The 22,290-nt window shown below is 63.3% G+C and carries 12 protein-coding genes, 1 tRNA gene and 2 rRNA genes; 8 read left to right on the top strand and 7 right to left on the bottom strand.

The genetic code is table 11. The features are described 5' to 3' along the window. Window positions 1-102: 102 nt before the first annotated feature. A complete protein-coding gene (locus C7C57_RS13350; RefSeq protein ID WP_187976798.1) occupies window positions 103-1,239 on the bottom strand; it encodes a hypothetical protein in 1,137 nt (378 codons plus the stop codon). A 212-nt stretch (window positions 1,240-1,451) separates the two neighbouring features. Here C7C57_RS13350 and C7C57_RS13345 point away from each other — a divergent pair, with 212 nt between their 5' ends. Beyond that, window positions 1,452-1,943 carry an FBP domain-containing protein gene (locus C7C57_RS13345; protein WP_030149441.1) on the top strand — a complete coding sequence of 164 codons (492 nt, stop codon included), beginning with the start codon at window positions 1,452-1,454 and terminating at the stop codon, window positions 1,941-1,943. Window positions 1,944-1,970: 27 nt separating this feature from the next. On the opposite strand, the gene C7C57_RS13340 is transcribed toward C7C57_RS13345, so the two are convergent. From C7C57_RS13340 to C7C57_RS13325, 4 genes are all read right to left on the bottom strand, one after another. Then, a complete protein-coding gene (locus C7C57_RS13340) occupies window positions 1,971-2,846 on the bottom strand; it encodes an ADP/ATP-dependent (S)-NAD(P)H-hydrate dehydratase (protein ID WP_187976797.1) in 876 nt (291 codons plus the stop codon). Between the two features lie 156 nt (window positions 2,847-3,002). Continuing rightward, the gene (locus C7C57_RS13335; protein ID WP_187976796.1) at window positions 3,003-5,480 is read right to left on the bottom strand and encodes a discoidin domain-containing protein; all 2,478 of its coding nucleotides are present in this window, start codon (window positions 5,478-5,480) and stop codon (window positions 3,003-3,005) included. 215 nt (window positions 5,481-5,695) lie between these two features. Further along, the gene (locus tag C7C57_RS13330; RefSeq protein WP_187976795.1) at window positions 5,696-6,502 is read right to left on the bottom strand and encodes a hypothetical protein; all 807 of its coding nucleotides are present in this window, start codon (window positions 6,500-6,502) and stop codon (window positions 5,696-5,698) included. Window positions 6,503-6,692: 190 nt separating this feature from the next. Beyond that, window positions 6,693-9,158: an immunoglobulin-like domain-containing protein gene (locus C7C57_RS13325; RefSeq protein ID WP_187976794.1), complete on the bottom strand. Its 2,466-nt coding sequence runs from the start codon at window positions 9,156-9,158 to the stop codon at window positions 6,693-6,695. A 328-nt stretch (window positions 9,159-9,486) separates the two neighbouring features. On the opposite strand from C7C57_RS13325, the gene C7C57_RS13320 reads away from it, so the two are divergent. After that, entirely contained in the window at window positions 9,487-10,014 is a 528-nt protein-coding gene (locus C7C57_RS13320; RefSeq protein WP_187976793.1) for a hypothetical protein, read from the top strand. Window positions 10,015-10,065: 51 nt separating this feature from the next. On the opposite strand, the gene C7C57_RS13315 is transcribed toward C7C57_RS13320, so the two are convergent. After that, window positions 10,066-10,141, bottom strand: a tRNA-Thr gene (locus tag C7C57_RS13315). A 109-nt stretch (window positions 10,142-10,250) separates the two neighbouring features. On the opposite strand from C7C57_RS13315, the gene dacB reads away from it, so the two are divergent. The 3 genes from dacB to C7C57_RS13300 all read left to right on the top strand — a co-directional run bounded on the left by dacB (window position 10,251) and on the right by C7C57_RS13300 (window position 14,965). Continuing rightward, entirely contained in the window at window positions 10,251-11,699 is a 1,449-nt protein-coding gene (dacB, locus tag C7C57_RS13310) for a D-alanyl-D-alanine carboxypeptidase/D-alanyl-D-alanine-endopeptidase (RefSeq protein WP_187976792.1), read from the top strand. Between the two features lie 105 nt (window positions 11,700-11,804). Further along, complete coding sequence (locus tag C7C57_RS13305) at window positions 11,805-12,428, top strand: isochorismatase family protein (RefSeq protein ID WP_187976791.1); 624 nt, start codon at window positions 11,805-11,807, stop codon at window positions 12,426-12,428. Window positions 12,429-12,784: 356 nt separating this feature from the next. Further along, the gene (locus C7C57_RS13300) at window positions 12,785-14,965 is read left to right on the top strand and encodes an efflux RND transporter permease subunit (protein ID WP_370581456.1); all 2,181 of its coding nucleotides are present in this window, start codon (window positions 12,785-12,787) and stop codon (window positions 14,963-14,965) included. 49 nt (window positions 14,966-15,014) lie between these two features. Here the strand turns inward: C7C57_RS13300 and C7C57_RS13295 are convergent, their stop codons facing one another. After that, the gene (locus C7C57_RS13295; protein ID WP_187976790.1) at window positions 15,015-15,851 is read right to left on the bottom strand and encodes an alpha/beta fold hydrolase; all 837 of its coding nucleotides are present in this window, start codon (window positions 15,849-15,851) and stop codon (window positions 15,015-15,017) included. 95 nt (window positions 15,852-15,946) lie between these two features. Here C7C57_RS13295 and C7C57_RS13290 point away from each other — a divergent pair, with 95 nt between their 5' ends. From C7C57_RS13290 to C7C57_RS13280, 3 genes are all read left to right on the top strand, one after another. Further along, window positions 15,947-16,510 (top strand): TetR/AcrR family transcriptional regulator, encoded by a 564-nt coding sequence (locus C7C57_RS13290; protein ID WP_187976789.1) that lies wholly within the window; start codon window positions 15,947-15,949, stop codon window positions 16,508-16,510. Window positions 16,511-17,063: 553 nt separating this feature from the next. Further along, window positions 17,064-18,586, top strand: a 16S ribosomal RNA gene (locus C7C57_RS13285). Window positions 18,587-19,029: 443 nt separating this feature from the next. Next, window positions 19,030-22,149: ribosomal RNA gene (locus tag C7C57_RS13280) — 23S ribosomal RNA — on the top strand. The 16S and 23S rRNA genes sit together here, the layout of an rRNA operon. Window positions 22,150-22,290 lie beyond the last annotated feature (141 nt).

Below are 22,290 nucleotides of genomic sequence, written 5' to 3'. Positions count from 1 at the left end.
GCGGCGCGAGAACGATAGCGTTTCGCGGTGCGTGGCCGAGCAAACACTAACGGTGCGGGCGACCTCCCAGGGAGGCCGCCCGCACCGTTAATGCGAGCCGGGTTAGGCGGCCGGGGCGAAGCGAAGGATCGCAGCGACACCGGTATCGTCCGGCATATCCGCGGCCCGTACGGCCCAGACTCGGCCACCGCTGAGCAGCGCCCGGCGGACCACCTCGTCGATTACACCGTAGGCATCGGGGGAGTCCCTGCGATCCAGGACCACGGCGCCGGATTCCTCATCCACGGTTCCGGGCAGGATGTAGTCGATGTCCACCACCAGGGTTTCCACCGCCCCGAACGTGGCGGCCCGCGCGATGGTGTCGATCTCGGTGGAGGTGCGATCCGCCGAGACCAGCGCATCAAAGCGCTCCCGTTCGGCCGCCACCCGCTCGGCGTAGTAGCGGTCGAGGATTGGTCGCACCCGCGCGTCGAGGTCGGCGGGGCTCAGCGTGTCCGGGTTGCCCTCGATCACCTCGGAGCTGAGCGAGGGATAGCTGTTGACCGAGGGATAAATGCCCAGTAGGGGTTCGGTCGCGGCGAGGATCAGCGGGGTATTACGCCCGGTCAGGAACGGTCGAAGCGCCTTATCCACGGCGCGGGCATACTGGCGAAGGCGAACCTTCTTACCCTCCGACCCCTCGATCTTCCCGTTGGGGGAGCGCCCCGAGATCGAGGGCACCGCCAGGGCATCGATGGCGTCGGTGGGGAGGTTGGGGACGTCGAGCACGTGTGCCGGGGCGTCCGCGGTGACCTCGATCAGTCGCGCGGAGTTCTGCGACAGGGCCAGCACAAACGCGGTGTGCGGGAAGGTGACCGCGCGCAGCAGCGGCTTCAGATGGAAGCGGTCGGAGATTTCCACCGCGTTCGCCAGGTGATTGGGCAGTCGGTAGGTGCGCAGCGAGGTAGGGGTGATGTAGGCGGCGATGCTGTGGGAGAGGTGACGCCAGAAAAAAGCATCACCGAGCAGATCGTCGATCTGCTCGGTGAGTCCGGCCAGGATGTCGCGCCCCGCGGCACCCGAGTGTGTGGTGCGCAGCTGTTCGAGGGCGGCCTTGGCGAGATTTTCAAACTCGACCGGCGCGGATTCATTTTGGGCGGGAACCGGACTCGTGCGCATAAAGAGTGAGATGCTGCCGGGTTCACGCGCGGTGGCGAGGGTCACAATCTCGGCCTGGGTCGGAATATCGGTGTGTATCAACGGGGGTACTCCACTTCTCTCGAACCGGGGGCGATGAGGCGAATACAGGAGCCGCATTGCCCGTGTCCTGGCACTCTATGTTGACTGGCTGCTCGATACAAGACCCCGGCCTGGATCCATCGGTCTAAAGGGTGTAGACTAACGAGGTTCCCACGCGAGGAACGCCCGGATTCACCGGAAAATCACCCACAACTTTCGAAGGAATGGAAATCATGCAGCCGCTGAGTGAACGGGATATCCGAGCCGCATTCGTCAACACCAGCCAGAGCGAGCGTAAGGCGATCGCCCTGCCCGCCGAACTCGACCAGATCGACTGGGCGGCGCTGACCTACCTCGGCTGGCGTGACCCCAAATCGCCCACCCTGGGCTTCATGATCGCCGAGGTGGACGGGGAACCCGTGGGCGTTTTGCTGCGCCAGACCGAGGCGCGCACGCGCACCCGGCCGCAGTGCGCCTGGTGCGAGGACGTGCACCTCCCCAATGAGGTGGTGTTCTTCTCGGCCCGACGCGGAGGCAAGGCCGGACGCGCGGGAAATACCGTGGGCACCCTGGTGTGCGAGAGCTTCGAGTGCAACCGCAACGTGCGCGCGCTGCCGACCCTGGCCTATGTGGGCTTCGATCGGGATGCCGAACGCGAGCGTCGGATCGGGGTGTTGGCCGAACGGGTGTCGAGCTTCGCCCGTCGCATTCGAGACTCCGAGTAGCGTAAAAGCGCCCGGCGAGGATTCGGGCTAGGCCGTGCGAAGGACCTCGGCCACGGTCTCGGATAGGGCGTGGGCGAGGTCAAGCGCGAGCAGCGGTCCGCCGGCGGAGGCCCGCTCGGCGGCGAGGGCGTGCAGGTGGGCACCGGCTGCGGCGATCCGCGCCAGCGAGGGGACCAACTCCGTCGAACCGAAACCCGACGCCGCCAGCGCCCCGATCGCCCCAGCCAAAACGTCCCCGGTGCCCGCGCTGGCGAGCCAGGGCGTGGCCGCGGGAAGCAGGAGCGCCGCCTCCCCCGGAGCGGCCGCAACCGTGTGGGCGCCCTTGAGCAGGACGCTCACACCCCAGCGCTCGGCGGCGCAGCTGGCGGCCAGCTCGGGATGCGCCTCGATCCAGGCGCGCAGGCCCTCCGGGGTGTCGGGGATGCCCTCGTGACGTCGCTCATCCGGGTGGGCGAGAAACAGCCCGGCGAGTTCGCCGGCATGCGGGGTGAGGAGTATCCGTGCACCCGGGTGGTGCGCCACCAACCCGATCGCTCCGGCATCCAGGATCGCCGGGATCCCGGCTTCCAGGGTGTCGGCGAGGGCGCGCGCATCGGCCCCCTCGGAATCTAGCGGCTCCATCCCGGACCCGATCAGCAGTGCCTGCACCCGTCCCGAACCCAGCACCGCCTCGGGCCGCCGGGCCAGAACCGCGTGCCCCACGGAGTCCGGACCCACATAGCGCACCATCCCCACCCCGGTGTGCAGCGCGGCCTCGACGCCGAGCACCGCGGCACCGGGATAGCGCACCGATCCGGTCCGAATCCCGAGCACGCCGCGACGATACTTATCGTCGGTCGAGGTGGGAACCCGAATCTGCCGTCGGGTATCCGCGAGACTCCAGGGAATGCCGGTATCGGTCATGGCGTCCTCTCCCGTGCCGTGGCAAAAGCGTGTGTCACACACGCTAGCGCACCGGGTTGGTCTACGCCGGAATGCGGCGACGGCCGGAGGAAAAATCTCCGGCCGTCGCCCGGTGTGGGTCGGGGAGAGCCGACTCGCCCCGACCCGAGTGCCGGTTTAGCCGGCGAGGCCGCGCACGCGTACGAGCTCGCGACGAGCCAGGAAGAGCGTTCCCACTCCGCCGATGACCAGCAGCAGCGCGATCAGGGTCAGCGGACCCGCGGGAGCGCCGGTCTCGCCCAGGGCGCGTGCGCCGCTGGCCGAGGTGCCGGAGGCCGGGGTGACCGAACCATCCACGATCGGTCCGGTCGAGATCGGGGTGCCCACGCCGGGGGTACCGTCGGTGGGGTGTGCTCCCGGCAGGGTCACCGGGTGCAGAGCGGTGAACTTGCCCGAGCCCTCGGACTGGAACACGCGAACGTAGTCCACCAGCATTTCGGCCGGGAACCTGGTGTCCTTATCCGGGCTACCGGGCCAGTCGCCACCCACGGCGAGGTTCAGGATGATGTAGAACTCCTGGTCGAAGACCCACGCCTGGTTCAGGGTGTTCTCCACGTGGTCGCGGGTCACCGTGTACACATCGTGACCGTCCAGGCGGAAGGTGATCTTCTCGCTGTTCCAGTCGGCCGACCACACGTGGAAGTCCTTGCTCAGGTTGGTCTTGTCCGGCAGGGTGAATGCGCCACCCTGGCCACCCATGCCCGAGTATCCCGGACCGTGAACGGTTCCGTGGGTCTCCTCGGGGGCGTGACCGAGCACCTCCATGATGTCGATCTCACCGTTGGCGGGCCACGGGCGACCCTCCAGGAACGAGGTGCCCATCATCCAGAACGCGGGCCACAGGCCCTTGCCCTCGGGAACCTTGACGCGAGCCTCAAAGCGGCCGTACTGGGCGGAGACCTTATGCGAGGTGTTCAGGCGTCCGGAGGAGTAGAACTTGGCACCGTGGAAGTCCTCCACCTTGGCCTCGATCAGCAGGTTGCCCTTGCCATCGTGACGCACGTTGTTGGTGTCGGCGGTGTAGAGCTGCAGCTCGGCGTTGTTGTTGTCACCGGGGTTGGCGGTGTGGTCCAGGGTCCACTTCTTGTCATCCGCGGCGGTTCCGGCGGCGCCGTCAAACTCGTCGCTCCAGACCAGCTTGAGATTGTCGAAGTCGGGATCGGCGGGGCCGGCGGGCGGGAAGATCGGGTCTCCACCGGTGCCGTAAACGCGGAACTCGTAGAGGGAGAAGCCGTACCTATTGCCACCCCAGCCCACGGTGCGCTCGGTCATGTTGACCTGAACATAGCGGCCGGCGGTGGTATCGATGTTGATGACCTCCTTGCCTCCGGTACCACCCACGGTCTTATAGACGATGGTCCAGGGACCGGTGGGGGAGTCGGCAACCTCGATCGAGTACGACTTGGCAAAGGCGGGGTCCCAGCGCAGGACGATCTGCGAGATCTCGGCCCGGGCGGCGAGATCCACCTGGACCCAGGCGTTGTCGGACCAGTCCTTTTCGGCCACGGCCCAGCGGGTTGCCAGGTCCTGATCGAAGAGCTTGTCCGGGGTGCAGTCCACACACTGCGGGTCGTTCTGGCTCGAGGACGCGGTGCCGGTCTTCTTGTAGCTCAGCAGGACTCCGGGGCCCTCGCCCTCGCCGTGCTGCGGGGGCAGTTCTTCGCGCTCGGATCCGTACACGTTGAAGTGCCAGAGCGAGACGCCGAACTGGCTCGAACGCTCGGTCGAGGTCATGCGCACAAAGCGGGTGCGCGGGTGCTTATCGCTGGTGATCACATCGCGGCCGCCATCGCTGCCGGTCACCGACTCGTACGGGAACCAGGTCCAGCCGTTGAGTGAGGTTTCCAGGACGTAGCCGCGAGCGTAGGAGGTTTCCCAGTCCAGCTCAACGGCATCCAGCAGGTAGGTGGCGCCGAGGTCCACGGTGATCCACTGGCCATCGGCGGCCTGGCTGGACCAGCGGGTCTTGGGGTTGCCATCGGTGGCGTTCTTGGGGGCGAGGTCACCGTTTTCGGTGGTGGACGCGGAGGCCTTGGCATCGCGTGAGACCAGGGTACCCAGCTCGGTTTCTACCGGCTCGGTGGGACCGGGGGTGCCGGGGCCACCGGGGGTGGGTGTCGGGGTGGGGATCCCGGGCAGCGGGGCGCAGGAGTGACCCCAACCGTCCACGGTGTACAGCGAGATGCCGTAGTCGGATCCGCGCTTGTCACCGGTCACCTTGAGGTGGCGGATCGCGCCGATGTCGGCGAGGTTATCTAGGGTCTGCGCTCCGGCACCGGTTGCGGTGCCGGTGGCCAGGGTCTGCCAGGTCTTGTCATCGGTGGATCCCGAGACCGTGTACTCGGAGGCGAAGGCACCCTCCCAGTTCAGGTCCACCCGGTCGATGACGCAGGTCGCGGCCAGGTCGATCTGGACCGATTCGCCGTCGCGGTACTCGCTGGACCAGCGGGTTGCGGCGTTGCCGTCGGTGACGTTGGAGGCGGGGTTGTTGCCCTCGATTGAGGTGGCCTTGGCCGTTTTCCCCGCGGTCACAATTGTTGAGACCTCTGCGGCGGCAGCGGGGATCGCCAGTGCAAAGGTTCCGGTTCCTACCATGGAGAGTCCGAGTGCGCCGGCGATAACCGCTCGGACGCGGCTCGGTGGGGACGATAAACGCATCAACATACTCCTTCGTGTGTTGGTTCGCTCGCTGCTTGGGGGCGGCTCCGACCGTCGGAATTAGCGAGCGTTAACTTACTAACAGAACAGTAAGTATCCACACAAGGCAAATGTGTAAAATCACCCCTGAATGAGGGGTATGTGTTTGCTGATTAATCGCTGAGTGCCGTGACGAACCCGGTGTTCCCGGTGGTCGCCACCGCGATTCCCTCGCTGACCGCGCGTTTCGCATACCGAGCCTCGAGGGATTCGGCGGTTGCGGTGGGGTCGGTCTGCGGAATCGTTTCCGGCGAGAGCCCGCGCGCGCTGGCACCGGGCCAGATCACCGCGGTGACATTGTGGGTGGGCTCGGGGAGTTGGGCCCCGAGAATGACGAAGCGCCGGTCGAGGTTGGCCGAGGATACCCGGTCGATGGTATCGATTCCGCGCTCTCCCAGCAGCATGACCAGATCGGGGCGCTGGGAAAGCTGGGCGGAGACCAGATCGTCGGCCGATTGATCGGCGGAACCGGTCGGATCGCACACCGTCAGGGTGGCCTGGATCGCGGCAACGCGCTCGTGCAGGGCAGCGAGGAGCGCCGGGTGTTCGCTGCCGGAGCCGATCAGCAGAATGTGGAGTCCCGCGGGCACCGCGGCATCGCTCTCGGTTTCGGGGAGCGGGGCGACGGTGGACCCGGGTACCGGCCGGTGCGCATCCGAGGTTCGGGCGGGGGAGGGGATCTCGGTGGACAGCGGGCCCGAGCCGGACCCGGCGTCGGCGCTCGCCGCCGCCGATACGGTGGGAGCGGCGGCATCGGGGATCCCCGCGCACCCGGTGAGTGCGAGTCCCAGCCCCAGGGAGAGTCCGAGACTCAGCGCGAGTCTCCGGCTTTGGGAGAGTCCAAGGCTCGGCGCGAGGTTCTGGCCCAGGGGCAGCCCCCGCCCCCGCCCTAGCCCCCGTCTCGGGGCGAGATGCTTCATGCCCCGCGGAGTGAAACGGTGTACCCGGGGGTGGCGATGAGTGTCGGACGCGCTCGCGGCGGTAGTCGCGAGCGTAGCGGCAGTTGCAGCGGCGGTGCGGGGCTGGGGGTGCACGAGGTTCCTCCGGGGATCACACGGTGGTGACCGCGGGCTCGAGATTTGCTCGAGCCCGCGGTCACCGTTGGGACTACTAGGCGGCGTTTTCGCGTCGCAGGAGGCGAACCGCGGCACCCATGATCAGCAGCAGTGCGGCACCGCCGGCCAGGGGGAGCGTCAGGTCGGAACCCGTGTTGGCGAGATTATTGCCGTTGCTCGCCGTGGCACCGGCCGAGGCCGACGGGGTGGCCGAGGAGGACACACCCGCCGACGCGGACGGCGTGCTCCCCGGCTGGGTGGGATCGGTGCCCGGGGCGGTCGGCGTGGTGGTCGGTTCCGCGGCGGCCAGGACGGTGATCGTCCGGGTGAAGGTCGCCTCGTTGCCGGCAGCGTCGGTCACCGTGTACACCAGGGTGTACACACCGGGAACCCGGGTGTTCACCGATCCGGAGACGGTGATCTTCGAGGAGACATCGCCATCCTCCTGATCGAAGGCGGTGATCCCGGCCATCGGGTCAAAGTCCTCACCCGCGCGGATCTCGGATTCGGTCGGGGCGGTGATCACCGGGGCCGCGGTGTCCACGCGCTTCAGGGTGACCGAGTCGACCACGCTGTTTACGGGCTTCTCGTCGCCGAAGGCCTGGCTGCGCATGGTCTTGACGGTGATGGCATTGCGGGTGATATCGATCGAGGAGTAGTTACGCACCTTCTCCTGGTTGATGACCGAGGCCCACCAGGCGGTGGGGTTGGTGACGTTGTAGTACTTGGATCCACTGGCCGAGTTGGCGGTCACGTACAGGACCTCACCCGCGTTGGCGGTCACCTGAGGTGCGGCGGCGGCCTCGTCGGGGTTTGCGACCACGCCATCCTTGATCAGGTAGGTGCGGGTGTAGGAGTGGTCGTGTCCCTGCAGAACTAGGTCCACGCCGAGGTCGGAGATGACCTTGGGCAGCGCGGCACGCAGGTTGATGATCTGCGAGCTGTTCCAGTGCGAGGCCACCGAGTAGATCGAGTGGTGGAAGGCCACCACCTTCCAGGTCGCCTTGTCGCCCTGCTCGGCGACGGTCTTGCGCAGGAATGCCTCGTGGGCGGCGTAGTCGCTGCTGTTGGAGTTCAGCACCATGAACAGGACACCCTTGTGCATGAACCAGTAGTCGCCGCCCGAGGAGGTGGCCGAGGTGGCCTTGCCCGCGTTCGGGTCGAGGTTCGGCACGTTGTAGTGCTGCTCGTAGGCCTTGGAGCCGACGTCGTGGTTTCCGTTGACCGGGACCAGCGGGATCGAACGCAGCTGCTCGGGGGCGAGGAAGGACTCGTACTGTGCCTCGTTGGCGGCGGTCTCGACCTGGTCGCCGGCGGAGAAGAGCATTTCGGCGTTGGGGTGAGCGGCCTGGGCCACGTTCACGGTGTCGACCCAGCCTGCCTCGTCGTTCTTGGTGTTGCCGGAGGCACCGATCTGCGGGTCGCCGAAGAACAGGAAGTTGTAGGCGCCCGAGAAGGACTGGGTGCGGAACGAGTAGGTCTTGGACCAGCCGTTTGCGTCGCTGCCGACCCGGTACACATACTCGGTGTTCTCGGTCAGGCCGGTGATGTCGGCGAAGCGGTTGTACTCCTTGCTGGTGGTCTGGGCACCCTTCGCGGGGAAGGTGCTGGCGACCGCCGCGGGGAAGGCGTTGCCGGTCTGGGCGGCGCGGGTGGCGACCTGGGCGACCTGGGTGGTGTCGATGTCCGAGTACCAGGCGAGGCCGCGACCGGACTCGTTGGAGCCGACGCTCAGCACGATGTCGCTGAGCTTTGCCGGGGCCGCGGAATCCGACGGCGTGGGGGTCGAGGTGGGCTCGGGGGCTGCGGCGACCAGCGAGGTCAGGTCGAAGTAGATGTCGGAGCTGGCGGCACGGTCCTGGTACAGCGCCACCGCGATGGTGTTCTCGCCGGCCTTGAGGGCGGTGGCGGGGACGGTGAATTCGCGGGTCACCGGGTCGCCGGCATTCACGCCCGCGTACATCAGGTTGCGCTCGGACTCGGGGGCCGCCTCGATCTTGGCGTCGGAATCCTCGACCAGACCGGCAACCTTGGTGCCGTTGACAAAGATCTGGACGGCATCATCGAAGATGACGTTTCCGGTGAGCTTGGCGGTGCCGGCCAGCTGCTGGGCGCTCAGCTGGAAGCTGGAGCGGAAGTGGTAGGTCTTCACATCCGGGGCGGCGACGCCGTCGATGTACTGGTTGAGCAGGGTCGAGGCGGTATACGGGCCGATGCCGGTGGCCTTGCCGTTCTTGGCGCCGAAGCTGCCGGCGGCACTCTTCCAGGCGGTGTCGTTGAATCCGGCGCGGGTCCACACCAGGCGATCGGCGCTGCCCTCGGCGGGATCGGTGTTGTTTTCCGAGTAGCGCCAGGTGGTCGCGCTGGTCATCAGCGGGGCATCCGGGGCGGCGACCGCGGCGGTGGCGCCGACGGTTGCCAGTCCGGCCAGAAGCGAGAACGCGCCGAGGGTGGCGAGTGCGCGACGGGCGCGTCCGGGGCGACGCGAGCCGGGAAGGCTCTCGTGCGTGGGGGTGTCCATTTCTGTCTCCAGGTGTGAGGGGATGTGCGCGCGGGGCGGGGTTCCCCGGCATCTCGTGGAGGCTAACCATCGGGAGTTGAATGGGGATGAACGGCGGGTGACCCGACTCGAGGGAAACGGGGATTTTGACCCCTAAAAGGGCTAAGTAATCACCGCGACCATGCGGATGCTCGGAGTTTGCCGGAAGTTAACCCTGAATCTGCCGCGTTCGTTCGGCGCGTCCGTTCTGCCTGAGCTTCGTTATGTTTTCTCGGCCGCGGCCGACTACCAAACACTCGTTTTCAGACATCGGCCCGTGGTGCGTCGGGAAAGCGACGAGGATGGAGGCATGCGTACACGGTTTGGTTTTGGTCTGGCTCGCTCCGGGATGCTGGCGGGTGTTGCCCTCGCCGCGGCGGGAGTCCTGCTTCTCGCGGGCTGCGCGACCGGGCCGAGACCCGATGCCACGGCATCCGCGTCTGCCTCCCCCTCGGCGTCCGCCGATGCCCGAATCGCCTCCGAGCCCCCGGTTGAACCGGGAGCAACCGCGTCGCCCACCGAGACGGGGACCGACGGTGAGCGTCGAGTGGAATTCACGGTAACCGGCGATGCCGGATCCGCGCTGATCCGTAACGTGGTGGTCCGCGCCGATAACGATGCGGATGTCGATGCGACCGCGCGCGCCCTTCCCTGGAGCGACACCCAAACGCTGAGCGCCGAGGATGCCGCCGGGTTCCACAAGCTTGTGCTTTTCGCCAAGAACATCGACGGTTCCCGCGGCAACCTGACCTGCGAGATCCGGATCGACGGTGAGATCGTGGCCACCCAGCACACCACCGGATATCAGCCGGTTACCTGCCTGTATCTGTCCCGGTAATCGCACAATCACGCAAAACCCCCGATCAGGCATCCTGATCGGGGGTTTTTGTGGAGCCGCCTACGAGAATCGAACTCGTGACCTTTTCATTACGAGTGAAACGCTCTACCGACTGAGCTAAGGCGGCCGGAGGGTGCACACGCACCGTTCCGGGAACGAGCTTAGCGTCTCATTCGGCAATTCAAAAAACGCAACCCCGCCGATGTCGCAAAATTGCCCCCGATAGGATCGCTTCTATGGACGATCAGCAGACCGAGCCGGGAACCCCGACCATCGCCGAACCTCCGCGTAGGGTGTGGTGGCAGCGTCCGCTCCCGCTCGGATTGCTCGCCGGTGGGCTCGCGCTCGCGGTGATCGCCGCCGGTGCGGTTTCCGGTTCGATCGCCCGCACCCCCGATCCCGCACCCTCGTCGGCCGAGGCTGCCGCACCGAGCGCCGAGCCGACTCCGGAGGTTCCCGAGCGTCCGGTGCCGACCCAGACCCCGCCCGCATTCGCCCGTACCTGCTCGGTCGAGAACCTGATTCATGACCCTCGCCTGGGCACCTTCCAGGCGCAGGTGTACAACGCCGCCACCGGCGAGATTCTGTTTGAACGCGACCAGGACACCCCGCGGGCGACCGCGAGCTCGATGAAGATCCTCACCGCCGCGGCCGCGCTGAACGTGCTGGGTCCGGATTATCGAGCCTCCACCCGCGTGGTGAGCGGCCCCGACGCGGGCACGATCGTGCTGGTGGGCGGGGGAGACCTGACCCTGAGCCGGCTGCCCTCCGGAACCGAGCCCGTCTACACCGGTGCCGCACACCTGGACGACCTGGCCAAGAAGGTCACCGCCGCGCGCACCGCCGCGGGGATTCGCGAACCCGTGCGACGCATCCTGTTGGATTCCACCTACTTCGGCGGCCCCACCTGGGATCCCAGCTGGCCGGCCACCGAGCGGCGCGCGGGCTGGCTCTCGCACATCACCGCGCTGCAGGTGGATGCCGACCGCGCCGATCCCAAGGTGTTCCTCTCTCCCCGGGGGGAGGACCCGGTGGGCCGTGCCGGCGACGCCTTCGCCTCCTACTTCCCCGGGGCATCAACCTCGACGGGAACCGCGGGCGCCGGCGCAACCGAGCTGGCCAGCGTCCAGTCGGCCCCGCTCTCGGCGCTGATTCCGCTGATGCTGATCCCCTCCGATAACACCTTGGCCGAGATGCTGGGTCGACAGGTCGCGATCAAGATGGGAACCGGAAACACCTTGACCGCCGTGTCCCAGGCCATTCCCGAGGCGCTGAAAACATACGGGCTGGACACCTCCGCCCTGACCATCGCCGATACCTCGGGGATGAGCCCCAACAACGCGGTACCCCCGTCCTATCTGGCCGGTCTGTATATGAAGATTGGGGCGCGGGAGGGAAACCTCGGGTTCATTCGTGATGGGCTCGCGGTGGCCGGCCAGACCGGGACCCTGGGCTACAGCAACCGATTTACCGGTCCCAACGCGGTTGCTCGCGGTCATATCGTGGGGAAAACCGGGTCGATCACCAACGCCTATACGCTCGGGGGCTTCATCGACGCGGCCGATGGAAGCACGCTGACCTTTGTGATCTACGCCACCGGACGCGTCTCCGAATCCGCCCGGCAGGGGATCGACACGGTGGCCACCGGGTTCTACCGCTGCGGCAACGGGCTTTCAAACCACTGACCCGATTACCGCCGCCCGTGTTTCCGGCACGTAACGCCACGTTTTTGGGCTGGAAGCCGGAAGGCTTCGCCACTAGGGTGGTATCACCTGGCTGAAGGGGGACATATGTCTCGGGCGCTGCTGATCGTGGACGTACAAAACGATTTCACCGAGGGCGGTGCGCTCGCGGTTTCCGGGGGTGCGGCCCTCGCACGGAACGTGAGCAATCACCTCGACTTCCACCCGGGAGCGTATGCGCTCGTGGTTGCTTCGCGAGACTGGCATGATGCCACCAATAGCAATGGTGGGCACTTTGCCCCGGCGGGCGAGGCCCCCAACTTCGTGACGACCTGGCCCGTGCACTGCGTCGCCGACACCGATGGTGCCGACTATCACCCCGAGCTGCGCCTGCCCGCGGACACCGTGCACGTGTATAAGGGGCGGGGTATTCCCGCCTACTCGCTGTTTGAGGGTGCGGCCGGTTCCCTGGACGCCGCCGATCCGGCCGATGTGCGCGGCATCCCCGAGGTGCTGCGTGATGCCGGCATTACCACCGTGGATGTGGTGGGGATCGCCACCGACCACTGCGTACGCGCCAGCGCTCTGGATGCGCTCGCTGCCGAGTTCGATGTGCGAGTGCTCACCGACCTGGTTGCCGGAGTCGATGCCGACGCCAGCGCCCGAGCCCTCGAGGATCTGCGCTCGGGCGGCGCCTCCCTCGCCCACTCCGGTGAGGTGACAGACGCGTGAATCCCCGACACGGTTCGGACCGGCCCATCGATGAGAAGGATCCGAATCGCGAATCCGATCGCACCCCCACCCATGCGATCCCAATCATCACCCCCGAGATTCTTGCCGCCCACGCGGCGGCCGGCGCGCGGCCGGGTGCGGACGTGAGTGGAAAGTCTTCCGCGGGTGAGGCACCCGAGGGCGAGGCTGCCGCGGGCGAAGCTCCCGTGGAGGCCGCCCGTGCCGAGCCACTCACCCGGCCCGCGCACGATGCGCTCGCCGCCCGTGCCGAGTCACTCACCCGGCCGGCGGATGTCGCGCCCGCCGCGTCCACCGCCCCCGAGGAGCCCAGCACACCCAAAACCTCGGGCCACCGCGTGCCCGGTTCGCGTGTGCCCCGGTGGTTGCGGATCCTGCTCCCGGCGGTACTGATCATCCTCTGGATTGCCGGCGGCGCGATCGGCGGACCCTACTTTGGCAAGGTCAGCGAGGTCTCCACCAACAACCAGATCAGCTACCTCCCGGCCAGCGCCGACGCGACCAAGGTTGCCGCCGCACTGCCCGGATTCAGCGAGTCCGATGCGATTCCCGCGGTCCTGGTGTTTGCCCGGGATTCCGCCCTGACCGAGGCCGACCGCGCACTCATCTCCGAACGCGCCGCCGCGATCAAGGGCACCCCGGGCATCTCGGAGGCTCCGTCTCCGGCAATCTTTAGCGAGGATGGCAAGGCTGCGACCGTGTTCGTGCCGATCGACAGCGCCGATGCGAGCGATACGGTCTCGGCGCTCCGCACCACGCTGTCCAAGGACCTGCCGTCCGGCCTGTCCGCCTATGTCACCGGCCCGGCTGGCTTCACCACCGATCTGGTGGGTGCCTTCGCCGGGATCGATGGCCTGCTGCTGTTGGTCGCGCTCGCCGCGGTGTTTGTGATCCTGGTCATTGTCTACCGTTCGCCGCTGCTTCCGGTCCTGGTCCTGGCGGCCTCGATGTTCGCGCTGTGTACCGCGCTGCTCACCGTGTGGTGGCTGGCCAAGGCGAATATCGTGCTGCTCAACGGGCAGGTGCAGGGGATCCTGTTCATCCTGGTGATCGGTGCCGCCACCGACTATGCGCTGTTGTATGTGTCGCGCTATCGGGAGGCGCTGCGGGATCATCAGTCGCGCTGGGATGCCACGATGGTTGCGCTGCGCGGCAGCATCGAACCGATCCTGGCCTCCGGCGGTACCGTGATCGCGGGTCTGCTGTGCCTGCTGCTGAGCGATCTGAACAACAACCGCGCGCTGGGACCGGTGGCCGCGATCGGCATCCTGTTCTCGGTGCTCTCGGCCCTCACCTTCCTCCCGGCGCTGCTGCTGATGTCGGGGAGGGTTGCATTCTGGCCGCGAAACACCCGATTCGGCAGTGCCCATCCGGTGCTCGCGGGACCGGACGCCCGCGGATGGTGGCCGAAGGTGGGTCGCGCGGTGACCAAGCGTCCGCGCCTGATCTGGATCGGCTGCACCGTGGTGCTCCTCGCCGCCTGGATCGGGATCCCTCAGCTGAATGCCACCGGCGTTCCGCAGAGTGCGCTGGTGCTCAACGAGTCACCCGCGCGCGACGGGCAGAAGGTGCTCGCCGAGCACTTCCCCGGCGGATCGGGAAGCCCGCTTCAGGTGCTGGCCCCCACCGCTCGCGCCGCCGAGGTCATCGAAACCCTAAGCAAAAACGACGGCCTCGGTCAGGTGCAGGCGCTCGCCAGTGCCTCCCCGAGCGGAACTGCCGCAGCGACCGTGCAGAACGGGACGGCGGTGTTCACCGCCCCCGGCAATCCGGCCGCGCCGAACACCGTGGACGCGACCGTTTCCGACGGCCACATCCTGCTCCAGGCCACCCTGAAAGCCGAACCGGATTCGGATGCAGCCGAGAAGCTGGTCCGCGACCTGCGCACCGAGCTTGATGGTGGCAACGATCCGGTCCGGGTGGGCGGAACAACCGCGACCGCGATCGATACCAACGACGCGGCCACCCACGATCGCAACCTGATCATCCCGGTTGTGCTCGTGGTGATCCTGCTGATTCTGATGCTCCTGCTGCGCTCGATCCTGGCCCCGATCATCCTGATCGCCACGGTGGTGCTCTCATTCGGCACGGCGCTGGGTGTTTCGGCCTGGGTGTTCGACGGGGTGTTCAAGTTCCCCGGGGCGGAACCCGCGGTTCCGCTCTACGGGTTTGTGTTCCTGGTTGCGCTTGGCATCGACTACAACATCTTCCTGATGACCCGTGTGCGCGAGGAATCCAAGCACTTCGGCACTAGGCCGGGCATCCTGCGTGGGCTCTCGGTCACCGGCGGGGTGATTACCTCGGCGGGCATCGTGCTGGCGGCCACGTTTGCGGCGCTCGGGGTGATTCCGATCCTGTTCCTGGCGCAGATCGCGTTCATCGTGGCGTTCGGTGTGCTGTTGGACACGCTCATCGTGCGCTCGCTCCTGGTCCCCGCCCTCGCCTACGACATCGGTCCGAAGATCTGGTGGCCCAGCAAGCTCTCGCGCGAACCCAGCCCGCGCGAGGCGACCGAGTAGCCACGACGACCCGGCTTCCCTGGGGAAGCCGGGCCGTCTGGCCGAGTGCCTAGCGGTTCAGCCAGGCGAGCATGGCCTCGTTGACCTCGTCGGCGTGGGTCCAGAGCAGGCCGTGCGGCGCACCCTCGATTTCCACGTACTCGGCCGCGGGCAGGGCGGCGGCGAACGCGCGACCGGTTGCTTCGACAGGGAGGATGCGGTCGGCGCTGCCGTGCAGGATCAGGGTCGGCACGGTGATCGCCGGCAGATCGGCGCGGAAGTCGGTGCCCCAGGTGAGCGGTGCGGCGGCAGCGGCGATGAATCCGGCACCGGCGGCCACGTTCCAGCTGTCGCGGACGGCTTCCTCGCTGATCCGGGACCCGAGGAACTCATCCAGATTGTAGAAGTCGTTGTAGAACGCGGTGAAGTAGGCGAAGCGGTCGGCGCGGACGGTGGCCGAGACCTCCTCGAAGAAGCTCGCCGGTACGGCACCGCCGGGGTTGTCCTCGGTCTGGGTGAGGAAGGGCTCAAGCGAACCGAAGAAGCCGGCCTTGGCCACACGGTCACTCCCGTAGCGAGACAGGTAGCGGGCCACCTCGCCGCTGCCCATCGAGAACCCGATCAGGATTGCCCCGCGCAGGTCCAGGGACTCCATCAGCACGTTGAGGTCGGCGGCGAAGGTGTCGTAGTCGTATCCGATGCCGGGCTGACTCGAGCGCCCGAAGCCGCGGCGGTCATAGGTGATCACGCGATAGCCGGCGTCCAAGAGCGCAACCGACTGCTTTTCCCAGGACGTCCCCGAGAGCGGGTATCCGTGGATCAGGACCACGGGGATGCCGGTGCCCCGATCCTCATAGTGCAGCTCGATGTCGATGTTGTTTTCGGTGCCGACGGTAATGCGGGCCATGATGTGCTCCTTCGATTCCAATGCGAGAACGATCGTTCTCGCTGCTGAAATCGACTATAGAGAATGATCGTTCTCATTGCAAGTACAATGAATGCATGACCTCCGAATCCGTTGCCGAAACAATCATCAATACCGCCGATCGGCTCTACTACGAGCGGGGTATTACCGCGGTGGGAATGGCCGAACTGCGTGATGCGGCCGGGGTGTCACTGCGCCGCCTCTATTCGGAGTTCCCGGCGAAGGATGCGATTGTGCGTGCGGTGCTGGAGAAGCGGCACCAGCAGTGGAGCGACGGTGTCGAGGCGCGCATGGCCGAGGTGGGGGGCTCGCGTGAGCGACTCCTGGCCGTCTACGACTATCTGGCCGACTGGTTCTGTGAGGACGGCTTTCGTGGGTGTGGGTTCATCAACGCCTTCGGGGAGCTCGGGGGAGAGGACGCCGAGGTGCGCCGGATCGTCCGCGAGCACAAGGAGTCGTTCCAGCGTCGATTGGCCGAGATTGTGGATGACCTGGGTGCACCCACGCTTCTGGCGGCTCAGCTTGCGCTGCTGGCCGAGGGTGCGCAGACCACCGCGGCCATCGCCGGTTCGGGGGAAGCCGCGGGCCAGGCGCGCGCCGCGGCCGAGGTGTTGATCGACCATGCGCTGAGTGCCGCGTAGTGGTGCTCGCGAAAACATGCGGAAGTTGGGTGCGACACGCCACTATTCGGCCTCGATTTGCCCGTTCTGTGGAACCTGCGTAAAGTAATACTCATCACCCCAAAGGTGCGGCTCGCTAGAGCGGCCGGCCTCAAGCGGGATCATCCCCACACTTCAACACGCCGGACTTGTTCTGTGCTTGGTTGTGTGGCAGGATTGAAACTCATCCGCTTCACGGATGCCCCACTCACAATCTGGTTCTTTATCGGTTGTGGAAGCGAGTTTGTGAAGTGGTGTGGTGATGTGGTCACCCCTAGTTAGAAGCCATGTTTTTTGTGTGGCGGATGTGGGGAGTGTGTGATCCTTGAGAACTCAACAGCGTGCACAATGTCAAATGCCAAAAACCTCGGCATCACTTTTAGTGATGTGGAGATTCCTTTGGAAACATTTTAAACAAAACAAAGCAAGTCAGTAATGATTTGTTCTGTCAGTTTCAAACTCGTGGTGTTCACTCTTTTTCCGGGTGTTCATCACAAACAAATGTCCCGTTTCTTTTGAGGCGTGGAGATAAACATTTACGGAGAGTTTGATCCTGGCTCAGGACGAACGCTGGCGGCGTGCTTAACACATGCAAGTCGAACGATGAAGCTGGAGCTTGCTCTGGTGGATTAGTGGCGAACGGGTGAGTAACACGTGAGTAACCTGCCCTCCACTCTGGGATAAGCGCTGGAAACGGCGTCTAATACCGGATATGAATCTCCACCGCATGGTGGGGGTTGGAAAGAATTTCGGTGGGGGATGGACTCGCGGCCTATCAGCTTGTTGGTGAGGTAATGGCTCACCAAGGCGACGACGGGTAGCCGGCCTGAGAGGGTGACCGGCCACACTGGGACTGAGACACGGCCCAGACTCCTACGGGAGGCAGCAGTGGGGAATATTGCACAATGGGCGCAAGCCTGATGCAGCAACGCCGCGTGAGGGATGACGGCCTTCGGGTTGTAAACCTCTTTTAGTAGGGAAGAAGCGAAAGTGACGGTACCTGCAGAAAAAGCACCGGCTAACTACGTGCCAGCAGCCGCGGTAATACGTAGGGTGCAAGCGTTGTCCGGAATTATTGGGCGTAAAGAGCTCGTAGGCGGTTTGTCGCGTCTGCTGTGAAATCCCGAGGCTCAACCTCGGGCCTGCAGTGGGTACGGGCAGACTAGAGTGCGGTAGGGGAGATTGGAATTCCTGGTGTAGCGGTGGAATGCGCAGATATCAGGAGGAACACCGATGGCGAAGGCAGATCTCTGGGCCGTAACTGACGCTGAGGAGCGAAAGGGTGGGGAGCAAACAGGCTTAGATACCCTGGTAGTCCACCCCGTAAACGTTGGGAACTAGATGTAGGGTCCATTCCACGGATTCTGTGTCGCAGCTAACGCATTAAGTTCCCCGCCTGGGGAGTACGGCCGCAAGGCTAAAACTCAAAGGAATTGACGGGGGCCCGCACAAGCGGCGGAGCATGCGGATTAATTCGATGCAACGCGAAGAACCTTACCAAGGCTTGACATATACCGGAAACGTCCAGAGATGGTCGCCCCGTAAGGTCGGTATACAGGTGGTGCATGGTTGTCGTCAGCTCGTGTCGTGAGATGTTGGGTTAAGTCCCGCAACGAGCGCAACCCTCGTTCTATGTTGCCAGCACGTAATGGTGGGAACTCATGGGATACTGCCGGGGTCAACTCGGAGGAAGGTGGGGATGACGTCAAATCATCATGCCCCTTATGTCTTGGGCTTCACGCATGCTACAATGGCCAGTACAATGGGCTGCGATACCGCAAGGTGGAGCGAATCCCAAAAAGCTGGTCCCAGTTCGGATTGAGGTCTGCAACTCGACCTCATGAAGTCGGAGTCGCTAGTAATCGCAGATCAGCAACGCTGCGGTGAATACGTTCCCGGGCCTTGTACACACCGCCCGTCAAGTCATGAAAGTCGGTAACACCCGACGCCGGTGGCCTAACCCCTTGTGGGAGGGAGCCGTCTAAGGTGGGATTGGTAATTAGGACTAAGTCGTAACAAGGTAGCCGTACCGGAAGGTGCGGCTGGATCACCTCCTTTCTAAGGAGCATCTGGCAACCATTGGTTGTCCAGGCGCCAGTTCTGAGCAAACGTCTCAGCTGGTAGCTCATGGGTGGAACATTTGATATTTCCGTGCTGAAAGCATGGTGTTGTTAGTACGCTTCTTTGGAAGTTGGAACAGAGCATTATGTGGAAGGTCGGGTGCACGTTGTTGGGTCCTGAGGGATCACTCAAGGCGGTAACGTCTTGTTGATACCTTCGGACCAAAGCTTGTGAGGCAGGAGTCGAACTTAGTGTTTGATGGTTTTACATGTTTTGGTATCGACCGTACGTTGAGAACTACACAGTGGACGCGAGCATCTTAAGAATTACATCTCTTCGGGGATGTGGTTCATGATAAAGATGATCTTTATAGATCATTGGTCAATTTCTGAAAAAGTTTACTTTTATTAGTTTTTTGATCGATTTTTATACTCATGTGATTTCAAATTTTTAAGAGCAAACGGTGGATGCCTTGGCATCTGGAGCCGAAGAAGGACGTAGTAATCTGCGATAAGCCTCGGGGAGCTGATAAACGAGCTGTGATCCGAGGATGTCCGAATGGGGAAACCCCGCCACGGGCTGCAAGGTTACGTGGTGACTCCCGCCTGAATATATAGGGCGGGTAGAGGGAACGTGGGGAAGTGAAACATCTCAGTACCCACAGGAAGAGAAAACAACAGTGATTCCGTTAGTAGTGGCGAGCGAACGCGGAAGAGGCTAAACCGGGCATGTGTGATAGCCGGCAGGCGTTGCATGTTCGGGGTTGCGGGACTTTCCGTAGTGATCTGCCGATCACTGAACATTAGAGAGCGGTATAGACGAATGGTCTTGAAAGGCCAGCCAGAGTGGGTGCCAGCCCCGTAGTCGAAATGCTGTAATCGTGTGGAGAGTATCCCAAGTAGCACGGGGCCCGAGAAATCCCGTGTGAATCTGTCAGGACCACCTGATAAGCCTAAATACTCCCAGATGACCGATAGCGGACAAGTACCGTGAGGGAAAGGTGAAAAGTACCCCGGGAGGGGAGTGAAATAGTACCTGAAACCGTTTGCTTACAAACCGTCGGAGCGCCCTTGTTGGTGTGACGGCGTGCCTTTTGAAGAATGAGCCTGCGAGTTAGTGATATGTGGCGAGGTTAACCCGTGTGGGGAAGCCGTAGCGAAAGCGAGTCTGAATAGGGCGATTCAGTCGCATGTCCTAGACCCGAAGCGAAGTGATCTATCCATGGCCAGGTTGAAGCGTGTGTAAGAGCACGTGGAGGACCGAACCCACTTAGGTTGAAAACTGAGGGGATGAGCTGTGGATAGGGGTGAAAGGCCAATCAAACTTCGTGATAGCTGGTTCTCTCCGAAATGCATTTAGGTGCAGCGTTGCGTGTTTCTTGCCGGAGGTAGAGCTACTGGATGGCCGATGGGCCTCACCAGGTTACTGACGTCAGCCAAACTCCGAATGCCGGTAAGTGAGAGCGCAGCAGTGAGACAGTGGGGGATAAGCTTCATTGTCGAGAGGGAAACAACCCAGACCACCATCTAAGGTCCCTAAGCGCGTGCTAAGTGGGAAAGGATGTGGAGTTGCAGAGACAACCAGGAGGTTGGCTTAGAAGCAGCCACCCTTGAAAGAGTGCGTAATAGCTCACTGGTCAAGTGATTCCGCGCCGACAATGTAACGGGGCTCAAGCACGCCACCGAAGTTGTGGCATTAATATTATGGTAGGCCTTCGTGGTCCAGCCGTATTGATGGGTAGGAGAGCGTCGTGTGGCCAGTGAAGCGGCGGTGTAAACCAGCCGTGGAGGCTACACGAGTGAGAATGCAGGCATGAGTAGCGAAAGACGGGTGAGAAACCCGTCCTCCGGAAGACCAAGGTTTCCAGGGCCAGGCTAATCCGCCCTGGGTAAGTCGGGACCTAAGGCGAGGCCGACAGGCGTAGTCGATGGACAACGGGTTGATATTCCCGTACCGGCGAAGAACCGCCCAAGCTAATCCAGTACTGCTAAACGTTTCGAAGCCGTTTTGATTGATCCCTTCGGGGTGAGACGAGGCGGGGACGCACGTGACCCGATCTGGTGCGGTTAGCGTATTAACAGGTGTGACGCAGGAAGGTAGTCGGTCCTAGGCGATGGTTGTCCTAGGCCAAGAGTGTAGGCCGAGAGATAGGCAAATCCGTCTCTCATATAAGGCTGAGACTTGATGGGGAACCCGTAAGGGTATGATCCGATGATCCTCTGCTGCCAAGAAAAGCATCGACGCGAGGTTCTAGCTGCCCGTACCCCAAACCAACTCAGGTGGTCAGGTAGAGAATACTAAGGAGATCGAGATAATCACGGTTAAGGAACTCGGCAAAATGCCCCCGTAACTTCGGGATAAGGGGGGCCTGGCGCGTGAACACTCTTGCAGTGGGTAGCGTGTTTGGGCCGCAGAGACCAGTGGGAAGCGACTGTTTACTAAAAACACAGGTCCGTGCTAAGACGCAAGTCGATGTATACGGACTGACGCCTGCCCGGTGCTGGAAGGTTAAGAGGAACGGTTAGCCGCAAGGCGAAGCTGAGAATTTAAGCCCCAGTAAACGGCGGTGGTAACTATAACCATCCTAAGGTAGCGAAATTCCTTGTCGGGTAAGTTCCGACCTGCACGAATGGCGTAACGACTTCCCAGCTGTCTCAACCGTGAACTCGGCGAAATTGCATTACGAGTAAAGATGCTCGTTACGCGCAGCAGGACGGAAAGACCCCGTGACCTTTACTACAGCTTGGTATTGGTGTTCGGTGTGGCTTGTGTAGGATAGGTGGGAGACGTTGAAGCGGACACGCTAGTGTTTGTGGAGTCGCTGGTGAAATACCACTCTGGTCATATTGGATATCTAACTTCGGACCGTGATCCGGTTCAGGGACAGTGCCTGGTGGGTAGTTTAACTGGGGCGGTTGCCTCCTAAAAAGTAACGGAGGCGCCCAAAGGTTCCCTCAATCTGGTTGGCAATCAGATGGCGAGTGTAAGTGCACAAGGGAGCTTGACTGTGAGACTGACAGGTCGAGCAGGGACGAAAGTCGGGACTAGTGATCCGGCAGTGGCTTGTGGAAGCGCTGTCGCTCAACGGATAAAAGGTACCTCGGGGATAACAGGCTGATCTTGCCCAAGAGTCCATATCGACGGCATGGTTTGGCACCTCGATGTCGGCTCGTCGCATCCTGGGGCTGGAGTAGGTCCCAAGGGTTGGGCTGTTCGCCCATTAAAGCGGTACGCGAGCTGGGTTTAGAACGTCGTGAGACAGTTCGGTCCCTATCCGCTGCGCGCGTAGGAAATTTGAGAGGATCTGACCCTAGTACGAGAGGACCGGGTTGGACGAACCTCTGGTGTGTCAGTTGTTCCGCCAGGAGCATTGCTGATTGGCTACGTTCGGGATGGATAACCGCTGAAAGCATCTAAGCGGGAAGCCGGCCTCGAGATGAGATTTCCATCCTTTTAGGGAGAGGCTCCCAGTAGACTACTGGGTTGATAGGCCGGATGTGGAAGCGAGGACTAAAGACTCGTGGAGCTGACCGGTACTAATAGGCCGATAATTTGATAATCATTACATGCACACTGTTTTTAAAGGTTGGTGTGTGTGGTCCAGAGTATGTTTCGCGTCCACTTTGTGGTTCTTGATGTATGAGTCGAGAACAATATAGCTGTCACAGGCTGCCTAACATGTTTGGGTGGTGTGTGATGGC

It is taken from the genome of Mycetocola sp. JXN-3, assembly GCF_014522285.1.
GTDB lineage: Bacteria > Actinomycetota > Actinomycetes > Actinomycetales > Microbacteriaceae > Mycetocola > Mycetocola saprophilus.
Note: the sequence above shows the minus strand (reverse complement) of the source record. Positions and strands in the feature narration are given on the sequence as shown.